This window comes from Rhodococcus sp. KBW08, assembly GCF_003852455.1.
GTDB classification, from domain to species: domain Bacteria; phylum Actinomycetota; class Actinomycetes; order Mycobacteriales; family Mycobacteriaceae; genus Rhodococcus_F; species Rhodococcus_F baikonurensis.
This window is the reverse complement of record NZ_QAJJ01000018.1, coordinates 44,680-60,609: the sequence shown is the minus strand read 5'-3', so window position 1 is coordinate 60,609 and position 15,930 is coordinate 44,680. Positions and strand designations below refer to the sequence as shown.

Genomic DNA, 15,930 nt, shown 5'->3' with positions numbered 1-15,930 from the left:
GAAATCCGTGTGAAAGGTCGTCGTCGCTCACCCCACGCCGCTAGGACGACGCCAGTGTCGTCGCCCAGCGGTAGTCCGCCTTTCCCGCCGGGGTTCGCTTGACTTCATCGACCAGCACGATCGTGCGCGGCACCTTGTATCCGGCCAACGTCTTGCGGCAATGCTCCTGTACCACTTCGAGAGTCAGCTCGTCAGATCCGGGGTAGGTCGCGATCACCGCTGCGACCTGCTGCCCCATGCGCGGGTCGGGTGCAGGGACCACGAGCGCGTCCGATATTGCCGGATGCGCGTGAAGGGCAGCCTCGACCTCCTCCGCGAAGACCTTCTCGCCGCCGGTGTTGATGCACTGTGAGCCGCGGCCCAGGAAGACAATCGTCCCGTCCGCTTCGACCTTGCCCATGTCGCCGAGCACCGAAAGGCGGGTGCCGTCGGCACGGGTCGGGAACGTGCGGGCGGTCTTCTCTTCGTCCTTGTAGTACCCGAGCGGGACGTTTCCGATACGCGCGATGTAGCCCACGTCGTCGGAGCCGGCGGGGATCTCTTCGAGACGCTCGTCGACCAGGATCATGTTGGGTGAGGGTGGCATTCGCAGATTGCCCGCCTCGTCGATGGAGAAGGCTCCGTCGTTACCGGACTCGGAGGCTCCGAAGTTGTCGCGCAACAGTAGGTCCGGCTTCACTGCCAGCATGCGATCCCGAACACTCGTGGACCAGATCGCGCCACCCGACGTGATCGAGAAAAGGGTGCTGAAATCGACCTCGTCTTTGCGTCGTTCCATCTCGTCGACCAACGGGAGTCCCATGCCGTCGCCGACGATCAAGATCACCTGTACCGAATCCTTCTCGATCGCTTCGACGACCTTCTCCGCGTCGAACTCGCGCCGTAGAACAACTCGCGCACCGAGCGTGAGGAAGGTGAACAGCGAGTACAACGCGGCGCCATGCATCAGCGGGGCGGCAATGAGGAACGAGAGTTCCGGAAATTCCTTTGCAGCACTGGCAATCTCGGCGAGGTCCTGTCGCGCTCCCTCACCGTACGGATTACCGCCGGAGAGCGGCTTACGGAAGAAGTCGTCATGACGCCACATGACGCCCTTCGGGTATCCGGTGGTCCCGCCGGTATAGAGGAGGTACACGTCGTCGCCAGAACGAGCGTCGAACTCCCCCACTGGCGACTGTTCACGGGCGTCGTCGAACGAAACTACAGAAACTTCATGCGCTTTCGCTGCGGCGACCAGTTCTGCGTCGATCTCGCCGATCACGATCACCGTCTTGACCTTCAGGCATGCACCGAAGAGGGAAGCAAGGACACGCTGATGCTCGGGCAGTTCCACGACCACCGCGACCGAATCGGAGTTGGTGAAGATGTACTCCAGTTCAGCGGGCGTGTATCGGTAGTTCACGTTGATCGGGACCGCGCGGATCTTGATCAACCCGAGGATCGACGTGACATGTTCGACGCTGTTCTTCAGGAACAGAGCTACATGATCGCCACGTGAGATACCGGCTTTCGCGAGCAGATTGGCGGTTCGGTTGGCTTCCGCATCCAACTGAGCGTAGGAGAAGTTCTCTCCCTCGTAAGTCAAGGCGACGCGATCAGGTACCGAGCTGGCGACGGTTTCGAATACATCAGCGAGGTTGAACTGCATCGTCTTCCCTTTCAGAGTCTGCGCCGCGATATCGAGGCATACAACCCTGAATCTAGAACACGTTCCATGTCACGCGAGGCGAAACGGAACGATTAGCTGATCATTACCTGGACCTGACTATCGGTGCGGCAACGGCCGAGGCCGCCCCGCCCGACATCCATTCGGTGAGCAGGGTCTGCCACGACCCACAATGACAGCGCAGATAGGTGACCGTCCCCTCGCTGGTCCGATGCCGGGATTCGATCTCCCAGCGGTGGATGCAACCGATCGGCGCGAGCTCTGTTTTCTTCATGCACCGAGCATGATGTAATGGCATTGTGCATCTCAACCCTTACGGTGAATATGCGGTGACATTGGCCGCCGACCTGGCCAATCGAAATCCCGAGACCTTGGCCGAACTCGTCGAACGCTGCGTCGATGCAGGCATCATTCTCGATTTCCCCATCGCCGAGAAGGACCTCGACGAGACCCTCGACCTTCTGATCGAGTGGTCGAAAATCGTCGACGTCACGGAGGAGACAGCCCGCGCCGAACTCGTGAACGTCATGCTCGAGCAAGCGTCGGCGTATCCGCGCATGACCAACCACGCGAACGACGGCTGGCATCTGCACTACCGCGATCCCCAACAATCACTCGCCGAGGTCCTCAAGGCACTCTTCTCGGTGGGCACGGCGCTACACCTCGTCGGCCGCGGTATGCACCGATTAGGTCGGTGCACCCTGGACGAGTGCACCAACATCTACGCGGACACCTCACGCAACGGTAATCAGCGGTACTGCTCCCCCACGTGCGCGAATCGCGACGCGGTGCGGCGTCATCGTGCACGCAAGTGAGCTGCACCTACTACGACGTGGGACCGACTACCTCGAAATCCGAGCCACCTTGGTACTCGAACTGAAAGCTACCGCCGCTGCTTCCCGAGTTGATGCGATTCCACGCGTCGATCAAGTCCTGAACCGTGGTGTATCCCAGATCCTCCAAAGATCCTGAGAGACTTCCGGTTCCTGCGCCCTCGAACCAGCCGCCGACCACAACTGCCTGCGGGATCGCGATAGTGGGGTTGGTCGGATCGAGCAGTCGAACACACGCTCCCGCAACGGCGTAGACGCCGGCCGGCAGATTGCCGACGGTCCGGGTGATCGTCTGGCCAGGCGAAACGGCGAACAGATCGAGGATGTTACTGACGGTCGGATACACCAACACGCCAGGCTGGAGCAGCTTCGCCGGATCACGAATCACGTCGGAAACATCCCTGGCATTGAGGATCGCCACCGTGCAGTTGATGAAGCTGAACCGCGGGTTCGGGTTGGTGACGGTGAAGGTGATCGCATTGTCCGCTGCGCTCACCGACACCGGAGGCGGGAGAATCGCCGGTGCTGCCGACGCCGTCGCCGGAGACATGACAACCAGTCCCACGACGGCGGCCGACGCCGCGGCAACGCTTCCGATGGCGCGTTTGAATCCACGACTTCGCATTTTCCGAACCTCCAGGCAAGTCGGTCAGATCACCAGATGCATGAAGAATAGACCGCTCAGTCGGAAAATTGGGGAGGCAGACGGTGCGCTACCCGAAAAGGCCCTCGGCGCTGCCACTGCCGAACAGGTCGCTCAAGCTGCCGGTATTGATGCCGCTGAACGGTCCGCCGATGACAACGAGGCTTGGTACGCCAGGAACCGGCTTGCCCAACGTCTCGAGATCGAGAAGATCGAAGCAGGCACCGAGCACGGCGTAGGTTCCGTCCGGAACATCGGTCACGGTGTCGGTGACCGTCTGCCCCTTGCCCACGTCGAACAGCGAGGCCGGATCGGTGATCTTGGGGTACACCACAAGGTTCGGATCGAGCAGTTTCAGCGGATCATCAAGCACAGCAGCAGAATCCGCGGCATTGACGACAAACGCCTGACACAACGGGGCAATGCCCGTGTTGTTGTTCGTGATCGTCAGTGCCAGATCGTTTCCGGTCACCTTGTACGAGACGACCGGCGGGACCACCTCGGCCGACGCAGTTGCAGGATTGACCATCGCGACGCCTGCCGCGGTTGCAGCGGCAACCGCGACGGTTCCCACTACGCGACGTACTCCACTCGTGCCCAGCTTCATCGAGGTTCCTTTCGTACTGCGCCTTGAGTTCGGCAACAGTGCGCAGCCTAGATCGGATCTAGCGCCCGAAATGGCCCAATTGTCCCGCCACGAGGTCATTCCCGAAAGATCGGGACAAACGTCCCCTTCTCGAAGAGTTCGCTGTTCGACTCAGTTCCCACTGGAGACGAAGGGCGTTCGCACCGGTCCGCCGGCCGTACCGTGCGGTGCCACCAATCCACGCTTTTCGAGGATCGGACGCACGCCCTCACCGAACTGATACGCCTCTTCGAGATGCGGATAGCCCGACAGTACGAAGTGATCCAGACCGATCGCCGCGTACTCGGCAATCCGATCAGCCACTTCTTGGTGCGAACCGACCAATGCGGTGCCCGCTCCCCCTCGGACCAACCCGACGCCGGTCCACAGGTTCGGCGCAATTTCCAACGACCTTGCTCCGACGCCCTGCTTGTAAGCCGAACCGCCGCCGTGCAATTCCAGCATCCGACGCTGACCCTCGGAGCCGGATCGCGCAAGACTCGCCTGAGCCTGCTCGACGGTCGCCGGGTCGAGCGCGCTGAGCAGCCGATCCGCTTCTGCCCATGCCTGTTCCGAGGTGTTCCGGCTTATGACGTGCAAACGGATTCCGTAGTCGAGGTGACGACCTTGAACTTCCGCGAGGTCACGAATCCAGGCGATCTTGGCGGCGACAGCGGACGGCGTCTCACCCCAGGTGAGGTAGGTGTCGGCGTAACGCGATGCGACGGTTCCGGCTGCCGGCGAGGATCCGCCGAAGAAGATCGGCGGTACCGGATCCGGAATACGCTGCAGCGTAGCCTTTTCCACGTTGACATACTCACCGGAAAAATCAACTGGCCCGTTACCGGACCACAGCTGGCGGATCACGTCGAGGAACTCACCGCATCGTGCGTACCGCTGGTTCTTGTCGAGGAAATCACCGAACGTGCGCTGCTCGTGGTCCTCCCCGCCGGTCACGACGTTGAGCAGCAGACGACCGCCAGACTGCCATTGGAAGGTTGCGGCCATCTGGGCGGCCAGCGTGGGGCTGAGCAATCCCGGTCGCAGAGCAACCAGAAACTTGAGTGTCTCGGTGGTCTCGATCATCATCGCCGTAGTCAGCCATGCGTCTTCACACCACGCGCCGGTGGGCGTGAGGACGGCTTCGAAACCGTTCGTCTCGGCGGCCGCACCGATCTGGTTGAGGTATTTCAGCGTCGCCGGACGATCACCGGACATCGAGCTGCCGTGCCCACCCGCCATCAGATTCCGGGAATCACCGTAAGTAGGCAAGAACCAGTGGAAGCGCAGTGACACGGTGATTCCTTTCGTCGACGAACAGGCAGAACTCTTCTGTCATTACAACCACACTCCACCTCGAAGAACAGGGTTGAAATCACCCTGATCGCTATGGGTGCCCACTTTCGGCTCCGGCGATACTTTCGTGAATTTGCACCGCTACCCGGGGGCTCCGATGACCACGTTTGCCGAAGTCGAGCACAATTCACCATTCTCGAACGAGACCGACGGTGAGCGACGTTCCAGACTGAGAACCGTCGTCGCCGCAAGCCTGCTCGGCACGACGGTCGAGTGGTACGACTTCTTCCTCTACGCGACGGCCGCGAGCCTGGTCTTCAACCAACTGTTCTTCCCCAATCAGAGTTCCTTCGTCGGGACCATGCTTTCTTTTGCGACCTTCGCGGTCGGCTTTCTCGTTCGCCCTATCGGTGGAGTGGTGTTCGGTCACATCGGCGATCGCATCGGACGCAAGAAGACGCTTGCTCTCACAATGTTCATCATGGGTATCGCGACGGCGCTCATGGGTGTTCTTCCGACCGCCGCTCAGATCGGGGTTGTTGCTCCGATTCTGCTTCTGCTGCTTCGTATCCTGCAGGGATTTGCTCTCGGTGGCGAGTGGGCCGGAGCCGTTCTCCTGGCGGTGGAGCACAGCCCGGAGAAGAAGCGTGGCCTGTTCGGCAGCATCCCGCAGATCGGATTGGCTCTCGGGTTGGCATTGGGCACAGGAATGTTCGCGTTGCTTCAAACGGTATTCGACGACGAACAGTTTCTCCGTTTCGGCTGGCGCATCGCCTTCGTCCTGAGCTTGGTGCTCGTGATCGTGGGGTTGGTGGTCCGCTTGAAGGTGGACGAGACGCCCGCCTTTCAGGCCGTTCGCGACCTCGAACAACGCTCCTCCGCACCGCTCAAGGAAGTCTTCCAAGGAAAGGTCGCCCGAAACACCGTACTGGGCATGTTGTCTCGCTGGGGCGAGGGCGCCGCGTTCAACACCTGGGGCGTCTTCGCAATCACGTATGCAACCAAGACTCTGCATTTCGAGAAGGTTCCCGTACTTCTCGTGGTCACCGTCGCCGCGGTCGTGATGGCGATCTTGCTGCCGTTCTCCGGATTGCTCACCGATCGGTTCGGCCCGCAACGGGTCTACATCGTGGGCATCGCCGCGTACGGCCTCGCGATCTTCCCCTCCTTCGCATTGTTCGGGACCGAGAACCTTCTGCTCTTCGGAGTCGCGATGGTCGTGGTCTTCGGAGTGATTCATGCCTTGTTCTACGGCGCCCAGGGAACGCTCTACGCCAGCCTCTACCCCACCGAAATCAGATACACCGGCTTGTCTGTCGTTTACCAGTTCTCGGGCATCTACGCCTCCGGCGTCACTCCCCTGATTCTGACTGCACTGATCGGCGCCAGCGGCGGTTCACCGTGGCTGGCCTGTGGGTATCTGGTTGCCACGTCGGTGATCAGCGTCGTTGCCACTGCGGCGATCAGGAAGAGTGATCTGCATCTGTAGCGATCACACCTGAATATCCGTATCTATTGCACATTCACTAGATATGCATAGAAATACCTGAGAAGAAGAACAGCTCGAGATACGCCTACGCATCGGATACATCGGTGTATCGTTTGGGGTCCACCCCGACGGAGGCGCCGATGACGACTGGAACGGACAACTCGCCGGCCAAGCGTGTCACCAAACGCCGTGGTCAGACCCGGCAGCGACTGCTCGACGCGGCCGCGGACGTCTTCTCCGAATCCGGGTTCGGACACGCAACGGTCGAGCAGATCTGCGAACGCGGCGGTTACTCCCGAGGCGCGTTCTACTCCAACTTCGATTCACTCGACGAACTGTTCTTCGCGATGTGGGAGCAGCGATCTGCAGCAATGCTCGCCGATCTGCGGTTGGCGACGGAGTCGATCACCGCCGGCAACGCCGTCGACATCCATTCCGCCGTGGCCCGAATCGTGTCCGTGGTTCCGGTCGACCCGCAGTGGTACCGGATCAACGCGGAATTCACAGCCCACGCGCTCCGCAACCCGGCACTTCGCAAAGCGCTTGCCGACCGTGAAGACGCGATCCTTCGCACCCTGTTGCCCATTGTGGAGTCCGCACTCAGCGACGTCGGGCGAACAATCGTCGGTGACCCGACGTCGTTGGGACGAGCATTGGTCGCAGTGCACGACGGCACGAGCGTCCAGTGCCTCGTCGATACCGACACCAGCGCTGCCTTCGCGCTGCGTCGCGATGTCTTCACTCGAATCCTGCTGTCCTACAGCGAAATAATCCAGAACAACCAATCTGAAGAGGAGCTGTCGTGAGCGAACAAGCTGACGTCATCGTTGTCGGGGCAGGGCTGGCGGGACTGGTCGCCACCTACGAACTGACGCGCGCCGGCCGCAAAGTCCTTGTGGTGGAACAGGAGAACGCGGCAAACCTCGGAGCCCAGGCATTCTGGTCTCTCGGTGGGCTCTTCCTCGTGAACAGCCCCGAGCAGCGTCGCCTCGGCATCAAGGACTCCCTCGAGTTGGCAATGCAGGACTGGATGGGCACTGCCGGATTCGACCGCGACCGCGAAGATCACTGGCCGCGACAGTGGGCCAAGGCGTACGTCGAGTTTGCGGCCGGAGACAAGCGTCAGTACCTGCACGATCTGGGTCTTCGCCTGATGCCCAACGTCGGCTGGGCCGAACGCGGTCGCGGAATGGCTCTCGGACACGGCAATTCGGTTCCGCGCTTCCACCTCACCTGGGGTACCGGTCCCGGCGTGGTCGACGTCTTCCTGACCAAGGTCATCGCCGCTCAGAAGCGTGGGCTGGTCACGTTCAAGCACCGCCACCAGGTGGATCAGTTGGTAGTCACCGACGGTACGGTCACCGGTGTACGAGGAACCGTCCTCGAACCGTCCAGTGATCTCCGCGGCGTGAAGAGCTCCCGCACTCCCATCGGCGAATTCGAGTTCGCCGCACAGGCCGTCGTCGTCACCTCCGGTGGAATCGGCGGCAACTACGAACTGGTGAAGAAGAACTGGCCCGAGCGACTCGGCAAGGCACCGAAGCACATGCTGACGGGAGTGCCCGCACACGTCGACGGACGCATGCTCGAAATCACCGAATCCGCGGGCGGAAACATCGTCAACCGCGACCGCATGTGGCACTACACCGAAGGCATCCAGAACTGGAATCCGATCTGGCCGAACCACGGAATCCGCATCATCCCCGGACCGTCCTCGATGTGGTTCGACGCCACCGGCAAGCGTCTGCCCGTCCCCAATTTCCCGGGCTTCGACACGATGGGGACCTTCAAGTACATCCTGGACAGCGGCCACGAGTACACGTGGTTCATCCTCGATCAGAAGATCATCGAGAAGGAGTTCGCGCTCTCGGGATCGGAACAGAACCCCGACTTCACCAATCGCGACTTCAAACTCCTCCTCGAACGAATCAAGAAGGGTGCGCCGGGGCCGGTAGAAGCGTTCAAGCAGAAGGGCGCCGACTTCGTGGTGCGCAACAACCTTCGCGATCTGGTCGACGGCATGAACGCCCTCACCGACGAACCGCTCCTCGACTACGAGGACATCGAACGCGAAATGATCGCCCGCGACCGCGAAGTCGACAACAAGTACAGCAAGGACTTCCAGGTCACCGCCATCCACGGCGCCCGTAATCTGTTGGCAGACAAGATCGTGCGTGTCGTTGCACCGCACAAGATCTTGGACCCCAAGAACGGCCCACTGATCGCGGTCCGGTTGCACCTGCTCACCCGCAAGACCCTCGGCGGCTTGGAAACCAACCTGGATTCACAGGTCATCAAGGCCGACGGCAGCGTCTTCGACGGCCTGTACGCGGCCGGCGAGGTCGCGGGCTTCGGCGGCGGTGGAGTCCACGGTTACAGCGCGCTCGAAGGGACCTTCCTCGGTGGCTGCATCTTCTCCGGCCGCGCAGCCGGACGAGCACTGGCGCGCGACCTGTAGCCCAGATCAGGCGAGCGAATGCGTGACCAGTATGTGATGGGCGCGCATTCGCCGTGCCTCGTGCACGGATTGATGGTGGTGATGATGCGTCGGCCCGCGCGCGTGGCGAACCAGATCGTGAACAGTGCGGATGACCGTCGGCATTGCGACCCTCCCTCAGGAGATTGTGACTGCTGCTCCTACTGGTGAAATCACTGTCTGGACACCGCCACTCGCGCCACCTCCTCCGGAACGATGAGGTGGGTATGGTCGTCGTCGCCGACGTCGATCTGCACGAGGTCGATACGTGCGTTGAATGTGGTTGCGCCACTGTAATCGACACTGACAGGCATGCCGTAGTCGTCACCGATGTCGGTGGTCTCGTCCGCGGAGAAGACCATCGGTTGGGTCTGCTCGACGCGACCCGAACCCACTTCGCGACCGTCGTGGTAGATCGTGACACCGCCGCCCCTCGCGAGACCACCTCCGTCGTAGGCGAACTCGGCCCTGATCTGATGTGATCCTGCCGGTATGTCAACGTCGGAACCGATGACGAACTCGGTCATGCCGAGCAGGTTGTAGACGAATTTCGCGCGGCCTTCCCGCGCGTAGAGCGCCCAGCCGCCGAACCTGCCTCCCTGCGCGATCATCACACCGTTGGCAGTAACGCCATCCGCGAGGTCGACTGCTGCTGTGACACTGAATGATCGGTTCTTGATACTCAGCACGCTGTGCTCGCTCAGTCGCTTCATTCCGGGAAACAGAACTTGCCTGTTCCCGGATACCAACTGCGGACGCCCCGCGATGTGAGGGTTGAACCTCTCGAATCTACGATCGTCGATCGGAAGTACGTTGTACTTGACCGCTTCGATCAACCACAAGCGTTGCAGTGCAGCCAATTTCTCCGGCATCGCAGCGGCCAGATCATTGGATTGCGTCCAATCCTGTGACCCGTCGTAGAGTTCCCACACGTCGTCGTCGAGAGCGGGAAGCACCTCCGCGAACAGCCACGGAGTGCTGTGACGCGTGACCGCACTCCAACCCTTGTAATAAATTCCACGGTTGCCGGCCATCTCGAAGTACTGCAGATCGTGACGTTCGGGGGCTTCGGCGTCGTCGAAGGTGTAGACCATGCTGGTCCCCTCGATGGGTGATTGCTGGACGCCGTTGACAAAGGTCGGTTCCGGCAGTTTCGCGACCTCGAGGATCGTCGGTGCAACGTCGATGACGTGGGCGAACTGCGACCGCGTCTCCCCCTTGGTCCGAATCCCCGCCGGCCAGTGCACGATCGTCCCGTTGCGAGTGCCACCCCAATGCGACGCAACCTGTTTCGTCCACTGATACGGTGTACACATTGCCCACGCCCACCCCACGGAATAGTGGTTGTACGCGTCCTTGGTACCGAACTTGTCCTTCACTTCCGCCATGAACTCGGGCGTCTCGATGGCCGCGAGTCCGTTGAAATTGGCCATCTCGTTGAAGGCTCCGTTGATCGTCCCCTCTGCGGACGCTCCGTTGTCTCCGATGATGTAGTACACGAGGGTGTTGTCGAGAGCTCCGAGTTCTTCGATCGCATCGACAAGCCGGCCGACATGGAAGTCGGTGTGTTCGAGAAATCCTGCATAGACTTCCATTTGGCGTTCGAGGACAGGCTTCAATTCCTGACTCATGTCGTCCCACGCCGGAATGGCCTCAGGACGCGGGGTGAGAACCGCATCCGTGGGAACGACTCCCCGCTGCTTCTGCCGCTCGAGGATCTTCTCGCGTTGAGCGTCCCAACCTCCGGCGAACCGGCCCTCGTACTTGTCGGCCCACTCCTTCGGAACATGGTGCGGCGCATGGGTAGCGCCGGGAGCGAAGTAGACGAAGAACGGCTTGTCCGGAGCCAAGGACTTCTGCATCCGGACCCAGTCGATGGCGTGGTCGGCCAGGTCCTCGGTGAGGTGGTAGCCCTCCTCCGGTGTCTTGTCCGGCTCCACAGGCGCGACGCCTTCGTACAGCGCCGGGTAATACTGGTTGTTCTCCCCGCCGATGAATCCGTAGAAATGCTCGAATCCGCCTTCTCCCGTCGGCCACGACGTGAACGGTCCCACCGGGGATGTTTGCCACGGCGGAACCTCGTGACACTTGCCGAACTGCGCTGTCGAGTATCCGTTGAGTTTCAACGTCATCGGCAGTGCGGCTTTGGTATTCGGCCGCAGGCCGGAAAGACCAGGAGCCGAGGTAGCGGTTTCGGTGATCGATCCCATGCCGACCGAATGATGGTTGCGCCCGCTCAGAAGAGCGGCACGGGTCGGAGCACACAGTGCAGTCGTGTGAAACCGCGTGTACGTGAGCCCATTACCTTGCAACCGCTCAGCAGTCGGAGTGTCCGCCGGTCCGCCGAAGGCACTGCTCGCGCCATATCCCACGTCGTCCAACAGGACCACCAGAACATTGGGTGCCCCGGTCGGTGGTAGTAACGGAGTGATCGGCGGAAACTCGGTGTCCGGATCCTTCGCGTCGTACGTCACCAGACCAAGATGTTGTCGATCCGGAATCGGTAGTACAGCGCGGCTCTGGCCCGTCGGATCCGTCATGACGTCTCGCCTTCTGTCTCTCACATGGCTCTTTCAAGCGTTTCAGGATCACGACGACGTCGACATCATCCGTTTCGGGTGAAGGCGCACCATTACCGCAGCGTGGAGGCTTGAAGTGTGGATCAGCCCGGACGTTTCGCTCCCACCCCGATCGGGCATGCCTTCCTCGTCCCCCGGCGCCGTGTACGTGCCGGCCTGACCCAGATCCTGTGCGTCGTCGTAGGACTGGCTGCCGGACTGGCGATGCCGTATATCCGGAGCGGCCCGATGATTCCCGCCCGCCAGGTCAGCGAAATGCTCGTGGCCCTCGGACTGGGGTTACTGGGTGTAGTCGCAGTGATCTTCTCGCTGCTGTTCCTCGTCGTCCAGTGGGCTGCGACCACCTTCACCCCTCGCCTCTTGTTGTTCCGCGACGACCCCATCGTGTGGCGGACGTTTGCCTTCGCGATAGGCCAGTCGGTTTTCGACATCACGGCAGCGCTCGCCATCAGCAACGAAACGGATGTGTCCGTGGTCGTGCCCAGTCTCGCAGTGCTGGCACTCTTGGCCACGCTGACGCTGATCAGACTGCTCCAACTGCGCGCCTTCTCAGCCATCCAATTGGCTCCGGTCCTCGCCTCCATCTCGAGCCGTGGACGAGCAGTCTTCGAATCCGTATACCCCGACACCGATCGGGAGTTACCGCCTCTACCAACGCTTCCGGTGATCATGACGATCGAGTGGCATCGGCCGCCCGCCGTTCTGCAGCAGATCCTCGTCGAAGATCTGCTGCACAAAGCTCGCGGCTGTCACGCTCTTGTGGTCTTCCGAGTCTCGCCAGGCAGCACTCTGCGAGGCAGACTGCCGCTCGCCGACGTCTACGGCGAACCCATGCCCGCCGACGCGATCCTCGACGCCCTGGTCAGTGGGAGTGAGCGAACCTTCACGCAGGACCCCCTACTCGCGCTTCGGTTATTGGCCGACATCGCGCTCAGAGCGCTCTCACCCGCGATCAACGATCCTGCTACGGCCGTCCAGGCTCTGGACGAGATCGAGGACCTCCTCTCGCGCGTGGCCTCCGTACGAGCAGATTCGATCCGGGCCCTCGACCAGCGTGGTGAACTGCGCGTGGTGGTTCCGCTGCCCGGTTTCACGACCTTCGTGCGAACCGGACTGGACGACGTCATAGCCTCTGCATCGAACTCGCCGCTCGTTCTGGGTCGGCTTCGCGAGTTACTTTCGCACGTCGCCGCTCACTCGGAGTCTCCGAACCGCGACGTTCTCGCCACGCGCGCTGGTTGGGTAAGCCAGATGTCCGACGGGTTTCGTCGACGCGAGCCGCCGTTGTGAACCCGTACAGATTTGTTGGTGATCGCGTCAAGGCATCGTCAAGATCAGCTTCAGAGCTACGGAAGGTGACGATACTGGCTCGGTGAGACATGCAGTGATACTCGGACACCGTGGAGTCATATCGTCGACCACCCGCACCGGCGGCGAACCTGAGAAGCAAAAGCTCTCCGTCGCAACCGGACTGGCGGGCCTGTCGCTCGACGCGATGGCCTCGGTGTCGTACGGTCCAGAGGCCATCGTGTTGGTGTTGGCCCTCGCCGGCGGCGCGGGGATCGGCTTCACCGTGCCGGTGACGATCGCCATCGCCGTGCTGCTTGTCGTCCTGGTGGCGTCGTATCGCCAGGTGATCGCCGCATTCCCCGAAGGAGGTGGCGCCTACGCCGTCGCGAAGAAGCATCTGAGCCCCCGTGCGAGCCTGACCGCCGCCTCCTCGTTGATCGTCGACTACACACTCAACGTCGCGGTGTCGATCGCAGCCGGTGTCGCGGCCCTGACCTCCGCCTTCCCCGCGCTTCTTCCCTACACGGTCTGGATTGCGCTGGCGATACTCGGCGGCATCACGGCACTGAATCTGCGTGGCATCGCAGATTCCGCGCGGGTATTCATGTTGCCCACCGTGATCTTTGTCGTCAGCATCTTCACGGTGATCGGCGCCGGACTGCTTCGGGAAAGCCCCGCCGCCGCAACGGCTCCCTTCGTCGCCGACAACGCACACACGATCGGCATTCTCCTTCTGCTCAAGGCATTTTCGAGTGGTTGTGCCGCATTGACCGGTGTCGAAGCCATCGCCAACGCGGTACCCAGTTTCAAAAAGCCTCGCGTGCGTAGCGCTCAGCGCGCCGAAGTTGCTCTGGGAATCCTGTTGGGCACCATGCTGATCGGCCTCGCCGTGTTGATCGAAAAGTTCTCACTGGCCCCGATCCCCGGAACAACAGTCCTGTCGCAGCTCACGTCCGCTGCCCTCGGAAATGGTGTGGGTTACTACGTCGTCCAATTCTCCACCGTGATTCTGTTGGCGTTGGCCGCGAACACCTCGTACGGCGGACTCCCCAACCTGATGCGGATCCTTGCCGACGACAACGTGCTCCCACACCGCTTCAGTCGGAAGTCGACGCGCGACGTGTTCACGTACGGCGTCTTGTCGCTCGGCGGCGTCGGCGCTCTCCTGCTCATCGGATCCGGCGGAAACATGAACACCTTGGTGCCGCTGTTCGCCATCAGTGTGTTCATCGGTTTCACGCTCGCGCAGTTCGGCATGGTGCGCCACTGGCTCGCCGAACGCACACCGGGCTGGAAGTGGCGCCTAGCGCTCAACGGTTTCGGCGCTGTGTTGACTTCGATCGCAGCAGTGGTGACCACCGCCATGAAGTTCACCGAGGGCGCCTGGCTGATCGCTCTCGCACTCCCTGCGCTCGTCCTCGGCATGGAACGCATCCGCGGCGCGTACACACATATCGGTACACGGTTAACTATTCAGAGTGACAACGATTCTCTGTCCATCGGATACAAACCAGCGGTCCTGGTACCCGTCTCCGAAATTACGTCGCTCTCCACCCGCGCGATGGCCGCGGCAACGGCGATGTCGTCACAGCCCATCGCAATTCGAGTCTGCCTGGCCCACGAATCGACGACGGACTTCACCCGCCGGTGGCAAGCCCGACACCCGAATTCGCGTTTGATCGTCATCGAGGACACCGAGAATTCCGTGGGGAACACCCTCGCTCGATACATCCGCACTCACTTCCCCCACCGCGAAACCTTTGTCGTCGTCGCCACCATCGACCCGGCGACCAGATGGCACCGGTTCCTCCCGAGCCAACGAACCGATGAAATCGCCCATGCACTGCGCAAACACACCGAGGCCGTGGTGTGCCAAATCCCGGTCCGGATCGATCCGGCTCACCGCGATCCAGCCCTGCGCGCATGAGCCGACGCTCAGAGCGAGGTCCCGAACAACATGCCGAGTAGATACGTCGCGCCGGCAGCGCCGTAGCCGATCGCAAGTTGGCGTAGGGCCCGCTTGAACGGCGGCCCGCCCGACAGCAACCCGACCACAACGCCGGTGGTCAGCAGCGCGATCCCCACGAGTACGGACGCGACGATCAGGGCTGTCATGCCTTCCAGGCCGAACAGATACGGCAACACCGGAATGATTGCGCCCGAGGCGAAGAAGCAGAAACTTGCCGCCGCTGCGCCCAATCCGGTTCCGACGGCTTCATGGTCGTCGACAACGTCCGCGGCGCCGAAGGTGCTGTTCGCGAGAACCTCGGCGGCGCGCTGGTCCGCTTCCTCGGCGGACATGCCGCGGGCCCGGTAGACCAGCGCCAATTCGTTGGCGTCGACGTCGAGCAGGCCGACAGCTTCGCTGGCGGCGGGACCAGGATTGGACGCTTCCAACAACTCTCGCTGAGAGCGGACGGAAACGTACTCGCCGGCACCCATCGACAGGGCGCCGGCCAGAAGCCCGGCCATGCCGGTGATCAGAACGATCTGGTTGGAGACGCCGCTACCACTGATGCCGAGTACGAGAGCGAGGTTGCTGACCAGGCCGTCGTTGGCCCCGAAAACGGCGGCACGAAACGTCCCCGAAAGTCTGTTCCGACCCCGAGTGGCCAAGGCCCGCACCACTTCTTCGTGGATCTTCTCGTCCGCGCCCATCGATGCGGTCGCGTCGGCGTCGTTCGGATACGGGGATCGCGTCTCCGCGCGCTGGGCAAGAGCGAGCACGAACACGGAGCCGAAGCGCCTGGCCAGAAAGCCCAGTATCCGGGTGCGGATATCGCCGCGCAGTGGTTTGCCGACGTGATCGCCGAGTAGCGCTCGCCAGTGCGCCTCGTGTCGGCCCTCCGCGTCGGCCAGTGCGAGAAGGATTTCGCGCTCCTCGCCGCTGCGCCTACCCGCGAGGTCGCGGTAGACGGCGGCCTCGGCTTGTTCGTCGGCGAGGTATCGTCTCCAGCGCTTGACATCTCGCGGGTCTGGATCGGGTCGTGCGGCCGGAACTGTGGACATCGTGTTCCCCTTCCGGTGAGGCGG

Annotated in this window: 14 protein-coding genes; 6 read left to right on the top strand and 8 right to left on the bottom strand. The window is 61.9% G+C overall.

What is annotated here, in order from left to right:
• Positions 1-40: 40 nt before the first annotated feature.
• Together DBV08_RS23985 and DBV08_RS23980 are read right to left on the bottom strand one after the other, a co-directional pair.
• On the bottom strand, positions 41-1,648 hold the full coding sequence (locus tag DBV08_RS23985; RefSeq protein ID WP_124569109.1) for an AMP-binding protein: 1,608 nt from the start codon (positions 1,646-1,648) through the stop codon (positions 41-43).
• Positions 1,649-1,751: 103 nt separating this feature from the next.
• Positions 1,752-1,940 (bottom strand): hypothetical protein, encoded by a 189-nt coding sequence (locus DBV08_RS23980; RefSeq protein WP_124569108.1) that lies wholly within the window; start codon positions 1,938-1,940, stop codon positions 1,752-1,754.
• Positions 1,941-1,965: 25 nt separating this feature from the next.
• Here DBV08_RS23980 and DBV08_RS23975 point away from each other — a divergent pair, with 25 nt between their 5' ends.
• Positions 1,966-2,481 carry a CGNR zinc finger domain-containing protein gene (locus DBV08_RS23975; RefSeq protein WP_124569107.1) on the top strand — a complete coding sequence of 172 codons (516 nt, stop codon included), beginning with the start codon at positions 1,966-1,968 and terminating at the stop codon, positions 2,479-2,481.
• Positions 2,482-2,491: 10 nt separating this feature from the next.
• On the opposite strand, the gene DBV08_RS23970 is transcribed toward DBV08_RS23975, so the two are convergent.
• The 3 genes from DBV08_RS23970 to DBV08_RS23960 all read right to left on the bottom strand — a co-directional run bounded on the left by DBV08_RS23970 (position 2,492) and on the right by DBV08_RS23960 (position 5,063).
• Positions 2,492-3,124, bottom strand: coding sequence for a hypothetical protein (locus DBV08_RS23970; protein ID WP_124569106.1), 633 nt, complete (start codon positions 3,122-3,124; stop codon positions 2,492-2,494).
• Between the two features lie 88 nt (positions 3,125-3,212).
• Entirely contained in the window at positions 3,213-3,749 is a 537-nt protein-coding gene (locus DBV08_RS23965; protein ID WP_260395733.1) for a hypothetical protein, read from the bottom strand.
• A 150-nt stretch (positions 3,750-3,899) separates the two neighbouring features.
• Positions 3,900-5,063 carry an LLM class flavin-dependent oxidoreductase gene (locus tag DBV08_RS23960; protein ID WP_124569105.1) on the bottom strand — a complete coding sequence of 388 codons (1,164 nt, stop codon included), beginning with the start codon at positions 5,061-5,063 and terminating at the stop codon, positions 3,900-3,902.
• Positions 5,064-5,220: 157 nt separating this feature from the next.
• Here DBV08_RS23960 and DBV08_RS23955 point away from each other — a divergent pair, with 157 nt between their 5' ends.
• From DBV08_RS23955 to DBV08_RS23945, 3 genes are all read left to right on the top strand, one after another.
• Positions 5,221-6,552, top strand: a complete 1,332-nt coding sequence (locus DBV08_RS23955; protein WP_124569104.1) for an MFS transporter — start codon at positions 5,221-5,223, stop codon at positions 6,550-6,552.
• A gap of 140 nt (positions 6,553-6,692) precedes the next feature.
• On the top strand, positions 6,693-7,358 hold the full coding sequence (locus DBV08_RS23950) for a TetR/AcrR family transcriptional regulator (protein WP_124569103.1): 666 nt from the start codon (positions 6,693-6,695) through the stop codon (positions 7,356-7,358).
• Positions 7,355-9,010 carry an FAD-binding dehydrogenase gene (locus DBV08_RS23945; protein WP_124569102.1) on the top strand — a complete coding sequence of 552 codons (1,656 nt, stop codon included), beginning with the start codon at positions 7,355-7,357 and terminating at the stop codon, positions 9,008-9,010. The genes DBV08_RS23950 and DBV08_RS23945 overlap by 4 nt, the downstream gene beginning before the upstream one ends.
• Before the next feature lie 6 nt (positions 9,011-9,016).
• Here DBV08_RS23945 and DBV08_RS32405 read toward each other — a convergent pair whose 3' ends face one another.
• Both DBV08_RS32405 and DBV08_RS23940 read right to left on the bottom strand, forming a co-directional pair.
• Positions 9,017-9,154 (bottom strand): hypothetical protein, encoded by a 138-nt coding sequence (locus DBV08_RS32405; RefSeq protein ID WP_153211511.1) that lies wholly within the window; start codon positions 9,152-9,154, stop codon positions 9,017-9,019.
• A gap of 47 nt (positions 9,155-9,201) precedes the next feature.
• Complete coding sequence (locus tag DBV08_RS23940) at positions 9,202-11,568, bottom strand: arylsulfatase (RefSeq protein ID WP_124569101.1); 2,367 nt, start codon at positions 11,566-11,568, stop codon at positions 9,202-9,204.
• A gap of 117 nt (positions 11,569-11,685) precedes the next feature.
• On the opposite strand from DBV08_RS23940, the gene DBV08_RS23935 reads away from it, so the two are divergent.
• Together DBV08_RS23935 and DBV08_RS23930 are read left to right on the top strand one after the other, a co-directional pair.
• The gene (locus DBV08_RS23935) at positions 11,686-12,897 is read left to right on the top strand and encodes a DUF2254 family protein (RefSeq protein ID WP_124569100.1); all 1,212 of its coding nucleotides are present in this window, start codon (positions 11,686-11,688) and stop codon (positions 12,895-12,897) included.
• 94 nt (positions 12,898-12,991) lie between these two features.
• Entirely contained in the window at positions 12,992-14,824 is a 1,833-nt protein-coding gene (locus DBV08_RS23930) for an APC family permease (protein WP_124569423.1), read from the top strand.
• A gap of 8 nt (positions 14,825-14,832) precedes the next feature.
• On the opposite strand, the gene DBV08_RS23925 is transcribed toward DBV08_RS23930, so the two are convergent.
• On the bottom strand, positions 14,833-15,906 hold the full coding sequence (locus tag DBV08_RS23925) for a VIT1/CCC1 family protein (protein WP_042924901.1): 1,074 nt from the start codon (positions 15,904-15,906) through the stop codon (positions 14,833-14,835).
• Between the last annotated feature and the right edge of the window lie 24 nt (positions 15,907-15,930).